At 47.6% G+C, this 17,004-nt stretch carries 15 protein-coding genes and 1 tRNA gene; 13 read left to right on the top strand and 3 right to left on the bottom strand.

The window, feature by feature from the left end; genetic code table 11:
• Positions 1-25: 25 nt before the first annotated feature.
• The 5 genes from BUB18_RS00645 to BUB18_RS00625 all read left to right on the top strand — a co-directional run bounded on the left by BUB18_RS00645 (position 26) and on the right by BUB18_RS00625 (position 3,378).
• Positions 26-97, top strand: a tRNA-Met gene (locus BUB18_RS00645).
• A 124-nt stretch (positions 98-221) separates the two neighbouring features.
• Positions 222-1,091, top strand: coding sequence for a GTPase Era (gene era, locus BUB18_RS00640; protein ID WP_073077032.1), 870 nt, complete (start codon positions 222-224; stop codon positions 1,089-1,091).
• 66 nt (positions 1,092-1,157) lie between these two features.
• Positions 1,158-2,471, top strand: coding sequence for a ribosome biogenesis GTPase Der (gene der, locus BUB18_RS00635; protein WP_073077030.1), 1,314 nt, complete (start codon positions 1,158-1,160; stop codon positions 2,469-2,471).
• 88 nt (positions 2,472-2,559) lie between these two features.
• Positions 2,560-2,784 carry a hypothetical protein gene (locus BUB18_RS00630; RefSeq protein ID WP_073077028.1) on the top strand — a complete coding sequence of 75 codons (225 nt, stop codon included), beginning with the start codon at positions 2,560-2,562 and terminating at the stop codon, positions 2,782-2,784.
• A 228-nt stretch (positions 2,785-3,012) separates the two neighbouring features.
• Positions 3,013-3,378: a hypothetical protein gene (locus BUB18_RS00625; RefSeq protein WP_073077026.1), complete on the top strand. Its 366-nt coding sequence runs from the start codon at positions 3,013-3,015 to the stop codon at positions 3,376-3,378.
• An 83-nt stretch (positions 3,379-3,461) separates the two neighbouring features.
• Here the strand turns inward: BUB18_RS00625 and BUB18_RS00620 are convergent, their stop codons facing one another.
• Positions 3,462-4,334, bottom strand: coding sequence for a transglutaminase-like domain-containing protein (locus BUB18_RS00620; RefSeq protein WP_073077024.1), 873 nt, complete (start codon positions 4,332-4,334; stop codon positions 3,462-3,464).
• Positions 4,335-4,391: 57 nt separating this feature from the next.
• On the bottom strand, positions 4,392-6,743 hold the full coding sequence (gene topA / locus BUB18_RS00615) for a type I DNA topoisomerase (protein WP_073077023.1): 2,352 nt from the start codon (positions 6,741-6,743) through the stop codon (positions 4,392-4,394).
• 218 nt (positions 6,744-6,961) lie between these two features.
• Between topA and BUB18_RS00610 the strand changes: the two genes are divergently transcribed.
• From BUB18_RS00610 to BUB18_RS29535, 4 genes are read left to right on the top strand one after another with little or no spacing between them, the layout of a single operon-like run.
• Positions 6,962-7,735: a Rossmann-like and DUF2520 domain-containing protein gene (locus BUB18_RS00610; RefSeq protein WP_073077021.1), complete on the top strand. Its 774-nt coding sequence runs from the start codon at positions 6,962-6,964 to the stop codon at positions 7,733-7,735.
• A gap of 26 nt (positions 7,736-7,761) precedes the next feature.
• Positions 7,762-8,283, top strand: a complete 522-nt coding sequence (locus tag BUB18_RS00605; protein WP_073077019.1) for a KdsC family phosphatase — start codon at positions 7,762-7,764, stop codon at positions 8,281-8,283.
• A gap of 40 nt (positions 8,284-8,323) precedes the next feature.
• A complete protein-coding gene (locus tag BUB18_RS29540) occupies positions 8,324-9,265 on the top strand; it encodes a geranylgeranylglycerol-phosphate geranylgeranyltransferase (RefSeq protein WP_073077017.1) in 942 nt (313 codons plus the stop codon).
• Entirely contained in the window at positions 9,266-9,835 is a 570-nt protein-coding gene (locus BUB18_RS29535; protein WP_073077016.1) for a Maf family protein, read from the top strand.
• 117 nt (positions 9,836-9,952) lie between these two features.
• Here the strand turns inward: BUB18_RS29535 and BUB18_RS00590 are convergent, their stop codons facing one another.
• The gene (locus tag BUB18_RS00590; RefSeq protein ID WP_083549178.1) at positions 9,953-10,549 is read right to left on the bottom strand and encodes an RNA polymerase sigma-70 factor; all 597 of its coding nucleotides are present in this window, start codon (positions 10,547-10,549) and stop codon (positions 9,953-9,955) included.
• Between the two features lie 165 nt (positions 10,550-10,714).
• Here BUB18_RS00590 and BUB18_RS00585 point away from each other — a divergent pair, with 165 nt between their 5' ends.
• The 4 genes from BUB18_RS00585 to BUB18_RS00570 all read left to right on the top strand — a co-directional run bounded on the left by BUB18_RS00585 (position 10,715) and on the right by BUB18_RS00570 (position 16,996).
• Positions 10,715-11,299 carry a hypothetical protein gene (locus BUB18_RS00585; protein ID WP_143159776.1) on the top strand — a complete coding sequence of 195 codons (585 nt, stop codon included), beginning with the start codon at positions 10,715-10,717 and terminating at the stop codon, positions 11,297-11,299.
• Positions 11,300-11,327: 28 nt separating this feature from the next.
• Entirely contained in the window at positions 11,328-13,793 is a 2,466-nt protein-coding gene (locus tag BUB18_RS00580; protein WP_073077012.1) for a zinc-dependent metalloprotease, read from the top strand.
• A gap of 149 nt (positions 13,794-13,942) precedes the next feature.
• On the top strand, positions 13,943-14,467 hold the full coding sequence (locus BUB18_RS00575; RefSeq protein WP_073077011.1) for a hypothetical protein: 525 nt from the start codon (positions 13,943-13,945) through the stop codon (positions 14,465-14,467).
• Positions 14,468-14,539: 72 nt separating this feature from the next.
• On the top strand, positions 14,540-16,996 hold the full coding sequence (locus tag BUB18_RS00570; RefSeq protein ID WP_073077009.1) for a zinc-dependent metalloprotease: 2,457 nt from the start codon (positions 14,540-14,542) through the stop codon (positions 16,994-16,996).
• Positions 16,997-17,004: the final 8 nt, after the last annotated feature.

Raw genomic sequence — 17,004 nt, 5'->3', positions numbered from 1 at the left:
AATACCCCTATCTTTGCACCCTCATTGCGAGGTAGAGCAGAGGTAGCTCGTCGGGCTCATAACCCGAAGGTCAGTGGTTCGAATCCGCTCCTCGCTACAAAATATTAGTAAAAGAGCCGAAGAAATTCGGCTTTTTTTATTTGCGGAAGCGCCACCGGACAACCCTCTGCCATAGTTTGGTGTTTAGCTTAAGAAGACTTCAATTTTTAATAGGGATCAAGATGCACAAAGCAGGTTTTGTAAATATTTTCGGTAAGCCCAATGCGGGAAAAAGTACATTGTTAAACGCCATCATGGGCGAAAAACTGGCTATTATTTCTCCTAAAGTGCAAACCACCCGCCACCGTATCACCGGTGTGCTCACAGAACCAGGCTACCAGATCGTATTTTCCGATACCCCAGGTATCATCGACCCTAAGTACAAACTCCATGAAAAAATGATGTCAGCCGTGAAATCCGCCCTGGAAGATGCGGACGTAGCCCTGCTCATCATGGATGCCAAAGATAACCTGGAAGAAAACCTGGAACTCTTCAGCTCACTTAAATTGAAAGTACCCAGCATCCTTATCCTCAACAAAATGGATAACCTGTCCAAAGAGGAAATAGACGCCCTGGTTGCTAAATGCCAGGAATGGGGTAAAGCAAAAGCAGTCGTTCCCATCTCCGCACGCCAGCAGAAAAACGTAAAAGTGCTCCTGGAAGAGATCGTAAAATTGCTCCCCGAAGCCAACGCATTCTACCCGGATGATACACTAACGGATAAGTCTACACGCTTTTTCGTAGCCGAAATGATCCGCGAAAAAATCTTCCAGCTCTTCGAAGAAGAGATTCCTTATCATACAACAGTAATCGTTACGCAGTTCCAGGAAAAGGAAACGCTGACAAAAATTACTGCCGAAATAATTGTAACCAGAGAATCACAGAAAGCGATCATCCTTGGCGAAAAAGGTAAATCCATCCGTGAAGTGGGAACAAGAGCCCGTCAAGATATAGAAGCATTCATCGAACGCAAGGTGTTCCTCGAACTGTTTGTGAAAGTGAGAGGCAAATGGCGCGATAATGATACCTTCCTGAAAGAATACGGGTACTAATTAATAAATTCCTGCGCAGCCCGGCTGTGACAGGTGATTACGACAATCAAATTAATAAACAGAGAAATGGCAGGATTTACAGTTGCTATTGTAGGACGCCCGAACGTGGGTAAATCAACATTATTTAACCGTTTGCTGGAACAACGCAAGGCCATCGTAGATGACCAGAGCGGCGTTACCCGCGATCGCCAGTACGGCGTAGCCGACTGGAACGGTAAAACTTTTAACGTAATCGATACCGGCGGATTCGTTGCCGGCAGCGATGATGTATTTGAACGCGAAATCCGTAAGCAGGTAAAAATAGCGATGCAGGAAGCCAACCTCCTCATCTTCATGTGCGACGTGACAACCGGTATCACCGACCTCGACGCTGACGTAGCCGACCTGCTGCGCCGCAGCTCCAAACCTGTTTACCTTGTGGTAAACAAAGTGGATAACCAACAGCGCGCTCTCGAAGCTACCGAATTCTACAGCCTGGGATTTGATAATATCTACTTCCTCTCTTCCATGTCCGGCAGCGGTACCGGCGAACTCCTTGATGATGTGGTTACCAACATCACCGACGATATGGGTGAGGCTTCCATGGAAACCAACATCCCTAAAATTGCTATTATCGGGCAGCCAAACGTAGGTAAATCCTCCCTGCTCAACGCACTCGTAGGGGAAGAACGTAACATCGTTTCTGATATCGCAGGCACTACCCGCGATACCATCCACACCCATTACAACATGTTCCAGAAGGAATTCATGCTCATTGATACTGCGGGTATCCGCCGTAAAACCAAAGTGCAGGAAGACCTGGAATTCTACTCCGTTATCCGCGCCATCAAAGCCCTGGATGAAGCTGATGTGGTAATGCTCCTGCTGGATGCCGAAAAAGGTATCACCGCACAGGACCTGAATATCTTCAGCCTCGCCGCCAGAAAAGGAAAAGGCGTAGTGGTACTGGTAAATAAATGGGACCTGGTGGAAAAAGCCACCAACACCGCCCGCGACTACGAAAAAGAGCTGAAAAACAGGCTGGCGCCGTTCTCCGACGTACCTATCATCTTCACCAGCGTGATAGAAAAACAACGTATTTTCAAAGCCATTGAAGTGGCACTGGAAGTATATGATAACCGCCTGCGTAAAATCCAGACCTCTAAACTCAACGACGTGATGCTCAAAGCGATAGAAGCTTACCATCCTCCAGTAGTTCGTGGTATTCCCATTAAAATCAAATACGTTACCCAGCTGCCAACACATACACCGGCATTTGCATTTTTCTGTAACCTTCCGGACGATGTGAAAACACCGTATAGGAATTACCTGGAAAACCAGATCCGTACTAACTTTGATTTCCGTGGCGTGCCGCTGAAAATCTTCTTCAGAAAGAAATAATTTGGCCAGTTGCAGGTATAAATATTTTGTAATTTGAATTTATTGAATACCTTTGCGCCGGTTTTAAAAAACTATAAACAACACACAAATGAAAAAATTATTCGTATTCGCAATCGCTGCAGGTATGTTCTTTGTAGCTTGTAACGGTGGTAAATCTGAAGCTACTGATTCTACTGCAACTGCAGTTGACACTATGGCTGCTGCTCCAGTAGCTGCTCCAGCTCCTGCTGATTCTGCTGCTACCGTTGATTCTGCTGCTGCTCCAGTTGCTGATAGCGCTGCTGCTGCTGCTCCAGCTCCTGCTGCACACTAAGAGATTATCATTTCGATAATATTCTTGCAAGAAATTAAGAAGCCCATCGCTTATGCGGTGGGCTTCTTAATTTGCAAACAGCACAACATCCGCCGTTGGCGGATGTTGTGCTGTTTTAAGATGGGACCGAAGGTCCCATCTTAAAACAGCTACATTCATACTGCCATAGCAATTCAACACCGGCATCCTATCTTCACCTCCATTCTTTACCTCAAAATACCCTGAATCATGAAAAAGCTAATGTTCTGTACATTCATGCTGGCATCTATCGTGCTGCTCACCGGCGCATTCCCTGCCAGCAACGCCATGGCAAAGACTACCAAATCCCAGGCTAAAGCCCGCGTACACGCTACTTTACGCCTCTCACAAAACGTACTGGGAATCGAAGTTACCATCCCTACGTTGCTCTACACCGTTGAAAATCAGGCAACCTCCGCGCTGGGAACAGCCATTGACGCCAACCGCTACGATGTGGAAGTACAAGCCGGCGACGTATTGTACTGCAACACGCTGGACCTCCCCCTTGCCGTATACTACACCGTAACCGCGGAAGATGTAGCCAGTGGCACCATCCACATCTCTGTACTCTCCTGAGTATAGCACCCCCTAAAACAACAATGACAGGAAAAACCGCGTAAAACGGTTTCTTCCTGTCATCATAAGTTTATGATCAGCTGTTAATCTTCCAATATACTGCTCAAATTCATCAGTTCATCCTGACGGTACTGGTCTTTATCCTCCCGGAAGCATTTCGCTAACTCCTCCAGCAATAGCTGAATTATACGTTTATTAGACTGCGGCTTGAAATAAGATGGCACTGCCGGCACGGATACACGCTTCAGGTACGTATCCACATCCTGTTGGGTGTAAATCTGTCCTTGCAGCGGATCAATGTAAAATAGTATCCGGTAGTCGTCCGGCTCCACAGGTACTGAAAAGTCCACAAAAGAATCGAAATACGCCAGTATAAACTGACGGGGTATATTCACCGCATACACGGGCAAATCCAGCATGCTGCAAAGCGCCTGGTAAATAATGCCGTTGGTAAACGGATTGCCTTTCTTGGATTCTATTACCTGATTGAGGAAAAACTGGTTCCTGCGCTGATAGGAAATTTCTTCCCCCTTTAGCCCAAAGTAGTTATAAATCATGCTGTTCAGCACATTTATCTGCTCCAGCGGTGTCAGGTAGTTATTGAGTTCCAGCCAGATGTTACGCTTGATTCGCTCAATCTCGGTAGTAATCTGAGTACGTGCCAGATCCGGAAACTGATAACGGGCGGTAAGAATGGCGCCTTCGAGGAGGTCCTGTTGTTCTGACAGGCTCCAGGTTCGCAGGGCAGCCTGCAAATCCTGATAGTGCACACGATGAATGAGCAGCTCTATACGCTCCTGTATTGACTCGTCGATCGTATTCTCCCACAAATTCTCCAGGTTCGGGATGATCTCTTTACCATACAGCAATATTTTGCTGGCAACGGTATCAAAAACCTCCTGATCCGGATCATCCAACAGGTGGAACAAAGCGTTTATTTCTCTGTTTTCGTGCATGTCAACTGTGTAACAATGGTCAATCCCACCGCCAATGTTCCCTTGAAACCGGCTTCCTTAGGCCTTTTTCTTCCTTGGCGGGGCTTTCTTTTTCGGTGGATTCGCTTTCACATCTTCAATGATGGCTTTAGCTTCTTCCACTGTAATATCTGCGGCCTGGTCTATCCTCTCTTTGGGGATCTTATAGTTTTTAAGACCCTGCTTGATATAAGGACCATACGGGCCTTTCAGGATCTGTATCTTCTCTTTTTCGAATACCTTGATGGTACGCTCGTCTTTGGCAGTACGCTTTTCCACAATCAGCGGGGCTATTTCGTCCAGCTCCACGGTGTATGGGTCCATTTCCTTTTTCAGGGAATAGAACTTCTTATCATGCGCCGCATAAGGACCAAAGCGGCCTATGTTAATAATTACATCTGAATCTTCGAACTGACCGAGGTTACGCGGAAGTCTGAACAGCTCCATCGCCTCTTCCAGCGTAATGGTTTCAATACTCTGCGTCTGTTTCAGCTTAGCGAAGCGTGGCTTTTCCTCATCTTCTGCCTGGCCGATCTGGATCATCGGGCCGTAGCGACCCATACGAGCCACAATTGGCTTACCAGTGGATTCTTCCACACCCAGCTGACGCTCCCCTTTTACGCGCTCTGCGTTTTCCAGGGTGTTTTCCACATCCTTATGGAAAGGATTGTAGAACTCAGCCAGCATTTTATTCCAAACCTTTTTACCATTGGCGATTTCGTCAAACTCTCCTTCAATCTTGGCGGTAAAACCGTAGTCCATTACAGAGTTAAAATACTGATTGAGGAAATCGGTCACAATCATACCAAGGTCGGTAGGGAAGAGTTTAGACTTTTCTGCTCCTGTATTTTCGCTGTCGGTTTGTTTGCTGAGCTTATCCGCTTTCAGTGTCAGAATGCGGTATTCCCTTTTAATACCTTCTTTATCCCTCTTTTCCACATAGCCACGTTTTTGAACGGTGGTAATGGTAGGAGCGTAAGTCGAAGGACGGCCAATGCCGAGTTCTTCCAGCTTTTTAACGAGGCTGGCCTCTGTATACCTTGGTGCAGGACGGGAGAAGCGCTCGGTGGCCTTCATCTCTTTCAGGTCCAGCGACTGCTTAACAGTCAATGGCGGCAGAGATCCTTCCTGGGTTTCGTCTTCATTTACATCTTCATCATCGTGGCTTTCCATATATACTTTCAGGAAGCCGTCGAATTTCAGCACTTCCCCACTGGCAGTGAGCTCTTCGTGGTTAGTGGAGATATCAATTTTTGCGATGGTTTTTTCCAGCTCTGCATCCGACATCTGGCTGGCGATGGTACGTTTCCAGATCAGTTCATACAGCTTACGGGTATCACTGTCATCTACGGTGGTGTTTTCCATGTAGGTAGGACGGATGGCCTCGTGCGCTTCCTGTGCGGATTCGTTCTTGTTCTTGAACTTGCGGTGCTGGTGGTATTTATCTCCCCAGTTACCAACAATTGCTTTCTGAATATCTGCCAGGGCAGTATCAGAGAGGTTCACGGAGTCGGTACGCATATAGGTAATGTTACCGCTTTCATAGAGTTTCTGCGCCAGCAACATGGTTTTGGAAACGCTGTAGCCCAGTTTACGGCTGGCTTCCTGTTGCAGGGTAGAGGTGGTGAAAGGGGCAGCCGGGGATTTCTTACCTGGCTTTACCTGTATATCTTTTACCGTATAGGCGGCACCTACGCATTGCGTCAGGAATTTCTCCGCATCTTCGGCTGTTTTAAACTTGTTAGGGCCTTCGGCTTTAAAGGAAATGCTCTTACCGTTAATGTCTTTACCGGTAAACCAGGCTTCTACCTTAAACGTGCTTACCGCAGTGAAGCCGTTGATCTCTCTTTCTCTTTCTACGATCAGGCGAACGGCTACCGACTGTACACGGCCGGCTGAAAGGCTGTTACGCATACTCATCTTGCGCCAAAGCACAGGAGAGAGCTCGAAACCTACGATACGGTCCAGTATACGGCGTGCCTGCTGCGCATTTACGCGGTCCATATCCAGCTTGCGGGGATGTGCTACCGCATTTTCAATGGCAGGCTTGGTGATCTCGTGAAAAACGATTCTTTTGGTGCTTTTAGGGTCCAGACCCAATACCTCGCATAAATGCCAGGAAATAGCCTCCCCTTCACGGTCCTCATCCGTTGCCAGCCATACCTCATCGGTATCCTTGGCCAGCTTCTTCAGGTCTTTTACTACCTTTTCCTTATCTTCCGGTACAACATATTTAGGCTTAAAGTTATTATCAATGTCTATCCCCATGTCGTCCTTCTCCAGGTCACGTATGTGACCGAAGCAGGATTTGACTTCAAAGTCCTTTCCCAGGATCTTTTCAATGGTTTTGGCCTTTGCTGGGGACTCAACTATAACTAAATTTTTTGCCATGTATGCTTCTTTAATATGCTGCTAAATACGCAAAATTTCGTAAAATAAAGGATTACGAATTCTGCAAGTATATAAAAGTACCTTGAAAATAAAAAATAAGGTACTCGTATTAGTTTAAATTCACTTGTAATGTAATGAAAAAACGGATACCGGCGTAAACGCTGTATATTGGCGGGCTGAATCCCTGTTTTAATCCACCAACACATAAAATAATATTAATGGATATCGTAATAGTTGGCACTGGCAATATCGCACATTGTTTCGGTCACCTGCTGAAAATACACGGACACCAGATCATCCAGATAGTAGGCCGCAACCAGGCCCGCGCCGCCGAACTGGGCGAAATGCTGCACTCACCTTATATTACTGACCTGTTGGATATTAATATGGAGGCAGATATGTACCTGCTCGCCGTATCAGATGCTGCCTACCCGGTGCTGAACGACGAACTGCGCCTCGGACGCCGTATGGTAGCACATACAGCCGGCGCCGTGCCACTGGGCGCGATTTCCAAAATTTCCTCCAATACAGGTGTAATCTACCCCCTGCAATCCATCCGTAAAGAAATAAAGAACTACCCGCCCATTCCTATCATGCTGGAAGCCAGCAACGATGAGGTGATGAAGCGCCTGCAGGCCCTGGCCCAGAGCATTGCCTCCCAAATAGCGGTGACAGACTCCCACCAGCGCCTCCAATACCACCTCACCGCCGTGCTGGTGAATAACTTCACCAACCACCTCTTCGCCCGGGCAAAAGCCTATTGCGAAAAGGAGCACCTCGACTTCACCCTGCTGCAGCCTATTATTAAGGAGACCTTCGACCGCCTGGAGAAATTTGCCCCGGAAACGGTACAAACAGGCCCGGCCCTGCGACAGGACGAAACCACCATGGCCCTCCACCGGGACCTGCTGGCAAACGACGAATACCTGCAGCTGGTATATAATGTGATGTCAGACAGTATTTTTAACTTTCACGATAAAGCAGGGAAATAGCATAATTCGTATTTTCGCCGCCAACTATGAACATTTTAGCATTATTTAAGCCTATCACTACATTCGTACTGGATGTGGATGGGGTATTGACTGACGGAACCGTGCAATTGCTGCCGGGCGGAGAGCTGTCCCGCAAAATGAACATCAAAGACGGCTATGCCATGCAGCTGGCTGTAAAAAAAGGTTACCGGGTAGTTATTATCTCAGGAGGGAAGTCGGAAAGCGTGGTGAGTCGCCTGCAAGGCCTCGGCATTAAAGATATTTATGTTGGGATTGTGGATAAGAAGGAAAAGCTGCAGGACTATGTTTTCGAAAATGACCTCCGTTGGGAGGAAATATTATATATGGGAGATGATATCCCTGACTATTCCCCGATGCAAATGGTAGGCCTGGCTACCTGCCCGGCAGATGCAGCACCGGAAATCAAAAGTATTTCAAGGTATGTGTCACCTTACGGCGGAGGACTCGGCTGTGTGCGTGATATTATGGAGAAAGTGCTCAAATTGAATGACCACTGGATGATGGATGAAGGAATTGCATCCCGCTAATGCCATCGATCCGCATCACAAATTTTAACTCATTTATCCCATGAAACTCTGGGCCGCATTTTTCAGACTGATAAGATACCCGAACCTGGTATACATTGCACTGACGCAGTTTTTGCTGCAATATTGTGTGGTGGCTCCTGTGCTGCATAGCTCCGGCGAAGAACCCAGCCTTTCCGTACCTCAGTTTGTTCTGCTCTGCTTATCCACCGTGTTTGTAGCCGCGGCCGGATATATCATCAACGACTACTTTGACATTAATATAGATATTGTCAACAAGCCCGATAAAATGGTGCTCGACAAAGTGATCTCCCGCCGCTGGGCCATGGCCTGGCACACCATATTAAATATGGCGGGCGTGTCACTCGGCTTCATCGTAGCCTGGAAAACAGGCCAGATCTATCTCGGCTTTACGCAGGTGATCTGCTCGCTGCTGCTGTGGTTTTATTCCACCTCCTTCAAGCGCCAGGCGCTGATCGGCAATGTGGTGATCTCCCTGCTCACGGCCTTATCTGTGGTGGTGGTTGGCTTTTACGAAAAGCAGATCTACCATAGCTTTGAAGCGATTATGTCTCCCATAGGCCGTAAACTCATCCAGATCATCGGCGTGTATGCGTTGTTCGCCTTCATCATTTCCATGGTCCGTGAAATCGTGAAAGACCTGGAAGATATGATTGGCGACAGTAAAGATGGTTGCCGCACCATTCCTATCATCTGGGGGGTACTGCCGGCCAAAAGGCTGTGTTACGCCCTGCTGCTGGGGTTGCAGGTAACTATTATTCTGGTAGAGATAAGAGTGTGGCTGCTGGGATGGTCTATCGCCATTATTTATTTGCTGCTGCTGGTACAACTCCCATGTCTGTACATCTATCAGCAACTCAAAAAGGCTACCACTGCCGCCGACTATCACAAGGTGAGCTCCCTGGTAAAGCTCGTGATGCTGACCGGTATATTATCTATGATCTTCTTTAAATTATTCTTATAAATGTATCAAGGTGCGCCCGTGGTGCTGGCTTCACAGTCGCCACGCAGGAAACAGCTGCTGGAGCAGGCGAACATTCCCTTTACCATTCAGGTGGCGGATACAGACGAGTCGTTTCCCGCCGATATGCCCATACCCGATGTGCCAGTGTATATTGCCCGTCAAAAGGCAGTGGTCATAGCGGCGCTGACATCTCCCGAAAAAATAATTATAGCAGCGGATACCGTAGTAGTGTTGGATGATACGATTATAGGCAAACCCCGCGACCGGGAAGATGCCATCCGCATCCTCACCGCCCTCAGCGGCCGTGAGCATCGGGTAATAACCGGGGTGGTTATACGTAATGCGGCCAAAGAAGTGGCTTTTTCAAAAGAAACCGGGGTTTTCTTTAACCCGCTTACGCAGGAGCAGATTGCCTATTATGTGGATACATTCAAACCTTACGATAAAGCCGGTGCCTATGCGATCCAGGAATGGATTGGCGCGGTGGCGATTGATAAAATTGAAGGCTGTTTTTATAATGTGATGGGACTGCCGGTGAGTAGGGTGGTGGAGGAATTAGAGAGATTTTAGCCCGGAGATATCCTGTGCCTTCGGCACAGAATATCTCCGGTGAGGTGCCCCGGCTGGGCCACCTCACCGGATGGAAGCGCGCTGCGCTGAAGCGCTAAGTGTTTGCGAAGCAAACCTTTACTTACGTAATAATAAAATACTGCTACAGCAAATCATAAACAGCATCAGCTGCTGATCACTAAACCGCAAACGCAGCTGCTGCAAGGCTTTCGCCTTATGTTCCTTTACGGTGAAAACCGAAATACCCAGTTTCTCTGCTATTTCATCATTCTTCATCCCTTCCAGGAAAATCATACGGAATACCTGCTGCCGCTTCTCCGGCAACTTTTCTATCTCTAAATAAATAGACTGCATTAACTCCGACTGAATCATCCGTTGCAGGATGAGCTCATCCCCCTTCTTATCATCGAGGTACAACATTTCCTGCTGGAAATGATCATGCACTTTTTGATGACGGAGGTGATTGAGACTGGCGTTTTTAGTAGTAGTATATAAAAAGCTTTTAATGCTTTTGGGATGATCGAAGTCCTCTTTCCTGTTCCAGAGCTTTACGAAACCATCTTTCACAATGTCCTCCGCATCTGCCATATTACCCAGCAATTGCTCCGCAAAAAAACACAGGGGTCTGTAATACTCTTTGAAGAAAGTATTAAAAGCATGTGATTCTCCTTGCTGAAATGCAGGAATAAGATCTAGTAATAGATCGGCATTCATTGACAAAAGCGGATTTAGACAGTTTAGTTGCAGCGGGAAAAGTGAGCTAAGCTATATAATCCCCTGCAAATTTAATAGCCATGTTAAAAAATTATTTTTTTTCTGTTGCTGACTAGTTCAATTCAGTCCCTACCGTGTTTGAGGTATAGTAAAGAATTCGAAGCTATGCCGAAAAGGAATCTCGATTATTATATGAAATACGCCATGGTACTGGCTTTGCCTTGTGTGTTGTACGCCTGTTCCGAAATGCCTGCGGAAAAGGAGAGCCGGAAAAAAATGCCTCATTTATATATGCCGCAAACTGAAATTCCTGGTTTGCCGGGCATCTGCAATTTTGCCGGTGAGGGGGGGAATGAATTATTTCCCTTCCGGACAACTACCGTCAACTGGTCCATGAACGCCAGTACAGACGCTTTTACTGTCGTTGCCATTCCCGATGCCGGTAAGGATTCCATTGCCTTTGATATGGCCCGTACCTACCGCCCGGTGGTTACTACTTTACTACAGCGCTGGGCTGCCACTTCCGGCAAAGGCATTGTGCTGGACCTTCGCAGTAGCAAAGCCACCACCGACGGAGCTCAATACAACGTAAATGCCGGCGGCATGAATATCCCCGTGGTACTGCTCTGGGATAAGGCTTCCGCCTGGAGAGCCAATGCCTACAAGGAACTGCTCGCATCAGTTCCTGATATGCAGCTGGTGAATGACCCGAATCCTGCAAAATACAAAGCACTTCACTGCTTCGAATAAGACTTCATCATTTACAAGTAAACCTGTCATGAAACGCTACACATATATTTCGCTGGCAGCACTGATGGCTTCCTGTGCCGTGTTTAAAAACAATCACAAGAAGAAAGCACAGCCTGCCGCCCCTCCAACTACCGCCGCCAAACCGGCTGCCCTGCCAAATAAGCATGGCGTGAAATCCTTTGCGGAGGTGATCACTAAAAGCATGATCACCAAGCCAGGCATGTTTACCGTGCATGCCAGCGCCGACCTGGACAGCATCTATTTCGAAATACCTGACAGCCTCCTGGGACGCGATATCCTGGTGCTGAACCGGATAACCAAAAGCCCGGGAAACATCAACGTATTTGCAGGAGAGGAACTGGCCAATGGGGTTATCCACTTTGAAAAAGGTGCTAACGAAACTATCTGCATCCGTGAAGTAGATATGGAAAGTACCGCCGATGCAGGCAGCCTTTTCTACAATAACGTAAAAAATAATAACCTGGGTCCGGTGGTAGCAACCCTGCCAATTAAGGCCTACGGTAAGGATTCCAGCACTTCGGTAGTCCTCTTTTCGGCTTACGTAAAAGAAACCACCAGCTTTGTGCACCAGGTAGAAAAAAATGATTCCCTGAGAAGAAGAGTGGTGTATCCGCTGATTAAGAACATTGAAATTACGGATGTACGATCTTATCCGCTCAACCTGGAGCTCGCAGTGAGCAAAGACTGCCCGGACAGAGATGAGAAAAACCTGTATTCTCTCGAATCAAATACCTCCCTGATATTATTGCCTGTACAACCAATGGTACGCAGGATTATTGATAGCCGTGTAGGTTATTTTCCTATGTACCAGAATTTCTTTGCAGAGGATCAGCAAAAAGCGGATCGACTCGCCATTGCCCGCCGCTGGCGCTTGGAGCCTAAAGCGGCCGATTTGGAAAGGTATAAAAGAGGTGAGTTGGTAGAACCGGTAAAACCTATTGTTTATTATATAGATCCAAAAACACCTAAGAAATGGCGCAAATACCTGATCATGGGTGTGAACGACTGGCAGGTGGCTTTCGAGAAAGCGGGCTTTAAAAATGCCATCGTAGCAAAAGAGTGGCCGGAAGGGGATACCACCATGCACCTGGACGATGCGCGCTTCTCCTTCATTAACTACTTCCCTTCAGAAGTAGCCAATGCCTACGGTCCGAATGTTATAGACCCACGTAGCGGTGAGATCATTCAAACACATATTGGCTGGTATCATAACGTGATGCAACTGCTGCGAAACTGGTACATGTTGCAGGCAGGGCCTAACGACCCGCAGGCACGCCACGCCAAATTTGATGATGAACTGATGGGGCAGCTGATTCGCTTTGTATCCAGCCATGAAGTAGGGCATACACTTGGCCTGCGACATAACTTCGGCAGTAGCAGCATGACGCCGGTGGACAGCCTGCGTAACATCAACTACCTCCGTGCACACGGCCATACAGCCAGCATCATGGATTATGCCCGCTTTAACTATGTGGCACAACCGGAGGATCATATCCCGCAGCAACTGCTGTTTCCGCGAATCGGCGAGTATGATCAGTGGGCCATCAAATGGGGATACACTTATACGGGCAATAACATGAATGCCGATAATAAACAATTCCACGATATGACGAGTGCCGCACTGGCAGCTAATCCGCGACTTTGGTTTGGAGACGGTGAAGTTAAAAAAATCGACCCGCGATGCCAGACAGAAGACCTCGGTGATGATGCTGCCAAAGCCGGTACCTATGGTATCGAAAACCTGAAACGTGTGATGAAAAACCTGCCGGTATGGACGTATAATCCGGAAGGATTACATGATGACCTGTCGGACATGTACCGCCAGGTACAGGGTCAGTTTTTCAGGTATATGAATCATGCCCTGCAATATGTGGGTACGCTCACATATACGCCGCGCGCAGATGGCGACAAACAGCCGGTAATAGCACCTGTATCCCTACAAAAGCAACTGGACGCGCTTAACTTTTTAGATAAACAACTATTTACTACTCCTTCCTGGCTGATTGATCCGCAGATCACGTCGATGGCGGCAAATCCTGCACCCGTGGGCGAGGAGTTCCTTGGCGACCTGCAGGCACGCGTGATGAACTCACTGCTGGATTACAAGCGCCTGGATTATCAGCAAACCAACTACGAACGTTTTGATAAGAAATCATTAGGTGTGGATAAATTATTATCAGTACTGCACAGCATGACCTGGCGCGAACTGAATAATGGTGCCATCAAAATGGACCCCTACCGCCGTGATCTGCAAAAGAATTACGTAGGCGCGCTGCTGGATAACCTGAGTAATCCTGCTTATGCAGAAGGGGAGTCGGACGTGTTTTCCCTTTTGCTCGCAGAAGCAGATAACCTGCACCGCCAGATAAAACAGGCTACGCCAAAAGCTGCTACCACTGTGGATAAGGCACACCTGCTGGATCTGGATGCGAGAATAACCCAATTCGAAAATAAACGGAAAAATAAGCTTTAGTAGTGTTGATGAAAGCAGGCCTCCTGCCTGGTTAGCAGGAGGCTTTTTATAACACTTATTTAGGGAGAAGAAAATTTCCGGTAATGACTAGTTCAAATATACCCGTCGGGTGTTTTAGTCAGTATTACAAACTGTATAACCTGTTCGCTATGCCGTTTAAAATGAAAAAAGTATTGCTGGTAGCGGCTTTGCCGATGCTGCTGGTGAGTTGTGATGATGGGGTGAAGAAGGCACCACCACGTAAAACCATGCCCGGCGCCTATATGCCGGGAGTGGAAACTAAGGATGATACCGGCATCGTGAAAAAAGAATGGGACAACGCTTTACCTTTTGAAACACGTGTAGTAGATTTGTCGCCAACAGATGTTACTACTACCTACTATAGTGTTGCCTTACCGGACCATTTCTACGATTCTATTGCCTTTAGCCTGGCTGAAAGGTATCGCCCGATAGCCATGAATTTACTGGAAGGATGGCTGCAAACAGATCGTAAAGGAATCATCCTTGATCTGCGCACAACGAACGCCGGTAATAAAAGTACCAACTATGCCATCCGGCTGGATAACAGGCAGGTTCCATTGCAACTTATATGGGACGATGCTGCAGCCATAAGGGCTGAAAACTATATCCGGCTGATTAAAACGGTTCCGGAAATACAGGCAGTTACACAATAAGTATGGACTATTCTTCCATCCAACGTCGCTCCAATATTTACTCATTCCAAAATCCTTAATAGTAGATCTGTGATGAAACGCTATGCATATATTCCTTTAGTTACACTGGTAGCCTCCTGCGCCGTGTTTAAAGGTGGAAATAAAAAGAAGCAGAAAGCAGCTGCTACGGCAGCGGCGGCAGCCAAGCCTGCTGCACCGGAGGTGAAACCAAACAAAAATGGCGTACTGCCATTTGATAAGGTGGTAACCAGTACGCTGATCAAAAAGGCGGGTATGTTTACTTTATACAAAACAGCCTCGCTGGATACGTTGTATATGGAAATCCCGGATAGCTTGCTGGGCCGGGATTTCATGGTGGTAAACCGCCTGAAGAAATCACCTGCCGGTTCCGGTGTTTTCGCTGGTGAATCCCTGGATGAAAATACCGTGTTCTTTGAAAAAGGCCCCAACGAAACGTTGAAGATGCGGCTGAACCTCGTGATTGCGGATGCAGACACCACCGATGTGATTTACAAAGCAGTGGTACAGTCCAACAACGCGCCGGTGGCTGCCAGCCTGCCTATCAAGGCATATGGCAAAGATTCCGCCAGCTATATAATTGACCTGGGTAAGTACTTAAAAGAAGCATCTGCCATCTCCAACTCTGTGGAAGGTAGCAATCTGTCGAGGGTGGTAATGGGTAAAACTTTTAAAGATATCGAGGTATTATCTTCAGAAAGTTACCCGGAGAACCTGGAGATCGTTACGCGTAAAAATGGTAACAGTAAGCCTACGCAAACACAAACCATGGGTGCACCCGTGTCCCTGGAATCATCCACCTCCATTGTATTATTGCCTAAAGCGCCTATGCAGCGCCGTTTCACGGATTTTCGTGTAGGCTACTTTGCGGATTACCTGACGGAGTTTGGTGATAACCAGCAGCGTGCGGAGCGCCGCGACTTCATTGTTCGCTGGCGACTGGAACCAAAGCCGGAAGATGTGGAGAAGTATAAAAGTGGGGAGCTGGTAGAACCTGCAAAACCAATTGTATATTATATTGATCCGGCTACGCCTAAGCAATGGCGTAAATACCTGATCCAGGGTGTGAACGACTGGCAAGTAGCTTTCGAGAAGGCTGGATTTAAGAACGCCATCATGGCTAAAGAATGGCCGGAGAATGATTCTACTATGAGCATGGATGATGTGCGCTATTCCTTCATCAATTACTTCCCATCACCGGTAGCCAACGCCTATGGTCCAAATGTGCATGATCCGCGCAGTGGTGAAATTATTCAGACACATATTGGCTGGTACCACAACGTAATGAGCCTGGTGCGTAACTGGTATATGATTCAGGGCGCGCCTAATGATCCGATGGCTCGTAAGCCTAAGTTTGACGAGGAGCTGATGGGACAGCTGATCCGCTTTGTATCCAGTCATGAAGTAGGCCATACACTGGGCCTGCGTCATAACTTCGGCAGCAGCGCCATGACGCCGGTAGACAGTCTGCGTAATATTGCTTACCTGCAAAAGCATGGCCATACAGCCAGCATCATGGATTACGCCCGTTTCAACTACGTAGCACAGCCTGAAGATAACATTCCACAGGAGCTGTTGTTCCCACGCATCGGAGAGTACGACCAATGGGCGATCGAATGGGGCTACAAACTGATCTATGCACCAACAGCAGCAAAAGATAAGGAGATCCTGGATAAAGTGGTGACAAAGCGCCTCAATGAAAATCCACGCCTCTGGTTTGGAGATGGGGAAACACGCCAGGATGATGCCCGCTGCCAAACGGAAGACCTGGGCGATAACGCCGCCAAAGCCAGTGCCCTCGGTATCGAAAACCTGAAAAGGGTAGTAGCCAACCTGCCGGAGTGGACCCGCGAAGAAGCCGGCTTAAACAAAACGCTGGATGAAATTTACAAGGAAGTAAAAGGCCAGTACGAGCGTTACATGAACCATGTGATCCGCTATGTTGGTACTACCAACTATACCGCACGCCCTGAGGGGGATAGCCGCGCAGCCTATGCGCCGGTGCCAAGGCAATTGCAAATTGATGCGGTTGACTTCTTCAATAAGCAGCTGTTTGCCACTCCTAAGTGGATCCTGGACCCAAAGGTTACCAGCATGGTAGGTGAGCCTGCTATCAAGGATTATGTACAGGATATGCAGAAGAAAGTATTGGCTTCCCTGTATGGAGCTAAAAGACTCAACTTCATGCTGAACAACGAACGCCGGTTTGGTAAGGACGCCATGAGTGTGGAGGAATTTATCGCGATGGTGCATGAAGGTATCTGGGGTAATATGAAAGGCGATGCTTATCGCCGCAACCTGCAGAAGGTATACCTGAATGCGGTGAACAACATCCTGGGCTCAGCAGCATCGGATGATACCGAAACAGACATTTCTTCCCTGGTACGCCTGGATGTGGTAAAGATCCAGTCACAGGTGAAGCAGGCGATGAGCAGTAACAACGATGCCATTACCAAAGCGCACCTGGCAGATATTAATGTCAGGATAGAAAAAATATTATCGAAAAAATAAAAGATAGA

Origin of the sequence: Chitinophaga jiangningensis (genome assembly GCF_900142605.1) — a bacterium.
Taxonomy (GTDB): domain Bacteria; phylum Bacteroidota; class Bacteroidia; order Chitinophagales; family Chitinophagaceae; genus Chitinophaga; species Chitinophaga jiangningensis.
This window is presented reverse-complemented; position numbering and strand designations above follow the sequence as displayed.

What these genes read in the sequence shown, in the direction of transcription:
- BUB18_RS00610 (WP_073077021.1), top strand. Translation starts at nt 6,962, where the DNA reads ATGGATATCGTAATAGTTGGCACTGGCAATATCGCACATTGTTTCGGT.
- BUB18_RS00625 (WP_073077026.1), top strand. Translation starts at nt 3,013, where the DNA reads ATGAAAAAGCTAATGTTCTGTACATTCATGCTGGCATCTATCGTGCTG.
- BUB18_RS00580 (WP_073077012.1), top strand. Translation starts at nt 11,328, where the DNA reads ATGAAACGCTACACATATATTTCGCTGGCAGCACTGATGGCTTCCTGT.
- BUB18_RS00605 (WP_073077019.1), top strand. Translation starts at nt 7,762, where the DNA reads ATGAACATTTTAGCATTATTTAAGCCTATCACTACATTCGTACTGGAT.
- BUB18_RS29535 (WP_073077016.1), top strand. Translation starts at nt 9,266, where the DNA reads ATGTATCAAGGTGCGCCCGTGGTGCTGGCTTCACAGTCGCCACGCAGG.
- BUB18_RS00585 (WP_143159776.1), top strand. Translation starts at nt 10,715, where the DNA reads ATGCCGAAAAGGAATCTCGATTATTATATGAAATACGCCATGGTACTG.
- BUB18_RS00590 (WP_083549178.1), bottom strand. Translation starts at nt 10,549, where the DNA reads ATGAATGCCGATCTATTACTAGATCTTATTCCTGCATTTCAGCAAGGA.
- BUB18_RS00620 (WP_073077024.1), bottom strand. Translation starts at nt 4,334, where the DNA reads ATGCACGAAAACAGAGAAATAAACGCTTTGTTCCACCTGTTGGATGAT.
- BUB18_RS00575 (WP_073077011.1), top strand. Translation starts at nt 13,943, where the DNA reads ATGCCGTTTAAAATGAAAAAAGTATTGCTGGTAGCGGCTTTGCCGATG.
- era (WP_073077032.1), top strand. Translation starts at nt 222, where the DNA reads ATGCACAAAGCAGGTTTTGTAAATATTTTCGGTAAGCCCAATGCGGGA.
- der (WP_073077030.1), top strand. Translation starts at nt 1,158, where the DNA reads ATGGCAGGATTTACAGTTGCTATTGTAGGACGCCCGAACGTGGGTAAA.
- BUB18_RS00570 (WP_073077009.1), top strand. Translation starts at nt 14,540, where the DNA reads ATGAAACGCTATGCATATATTCCTTTAGTTACACTGGTAGCCTCCTGC.
- BUB18_RS29540 (WP_073077017.1), top strand. Translation starts at nt 8,324, where the DNA reads ATGAAACTCTGGGCCGCATTTTTCAGACTGATAAGATACCCGAACCTG.
- BUB18_RS00630 (WP_073077028.1), top strand. Translation starts at nt 2,560, where the DNA reads ATGAAAAAATTATTCGTATTCGCAATCGCTGCAGGTATGTTCTTTGTA.
- topA (WP_073077023.1), bottom strand. Translation starts at nt 6,743, where the DNA reads ATGGCAAAAAATTTAGTTATAGTTGAGTCCCCAGCAAAGGCCAAAACC.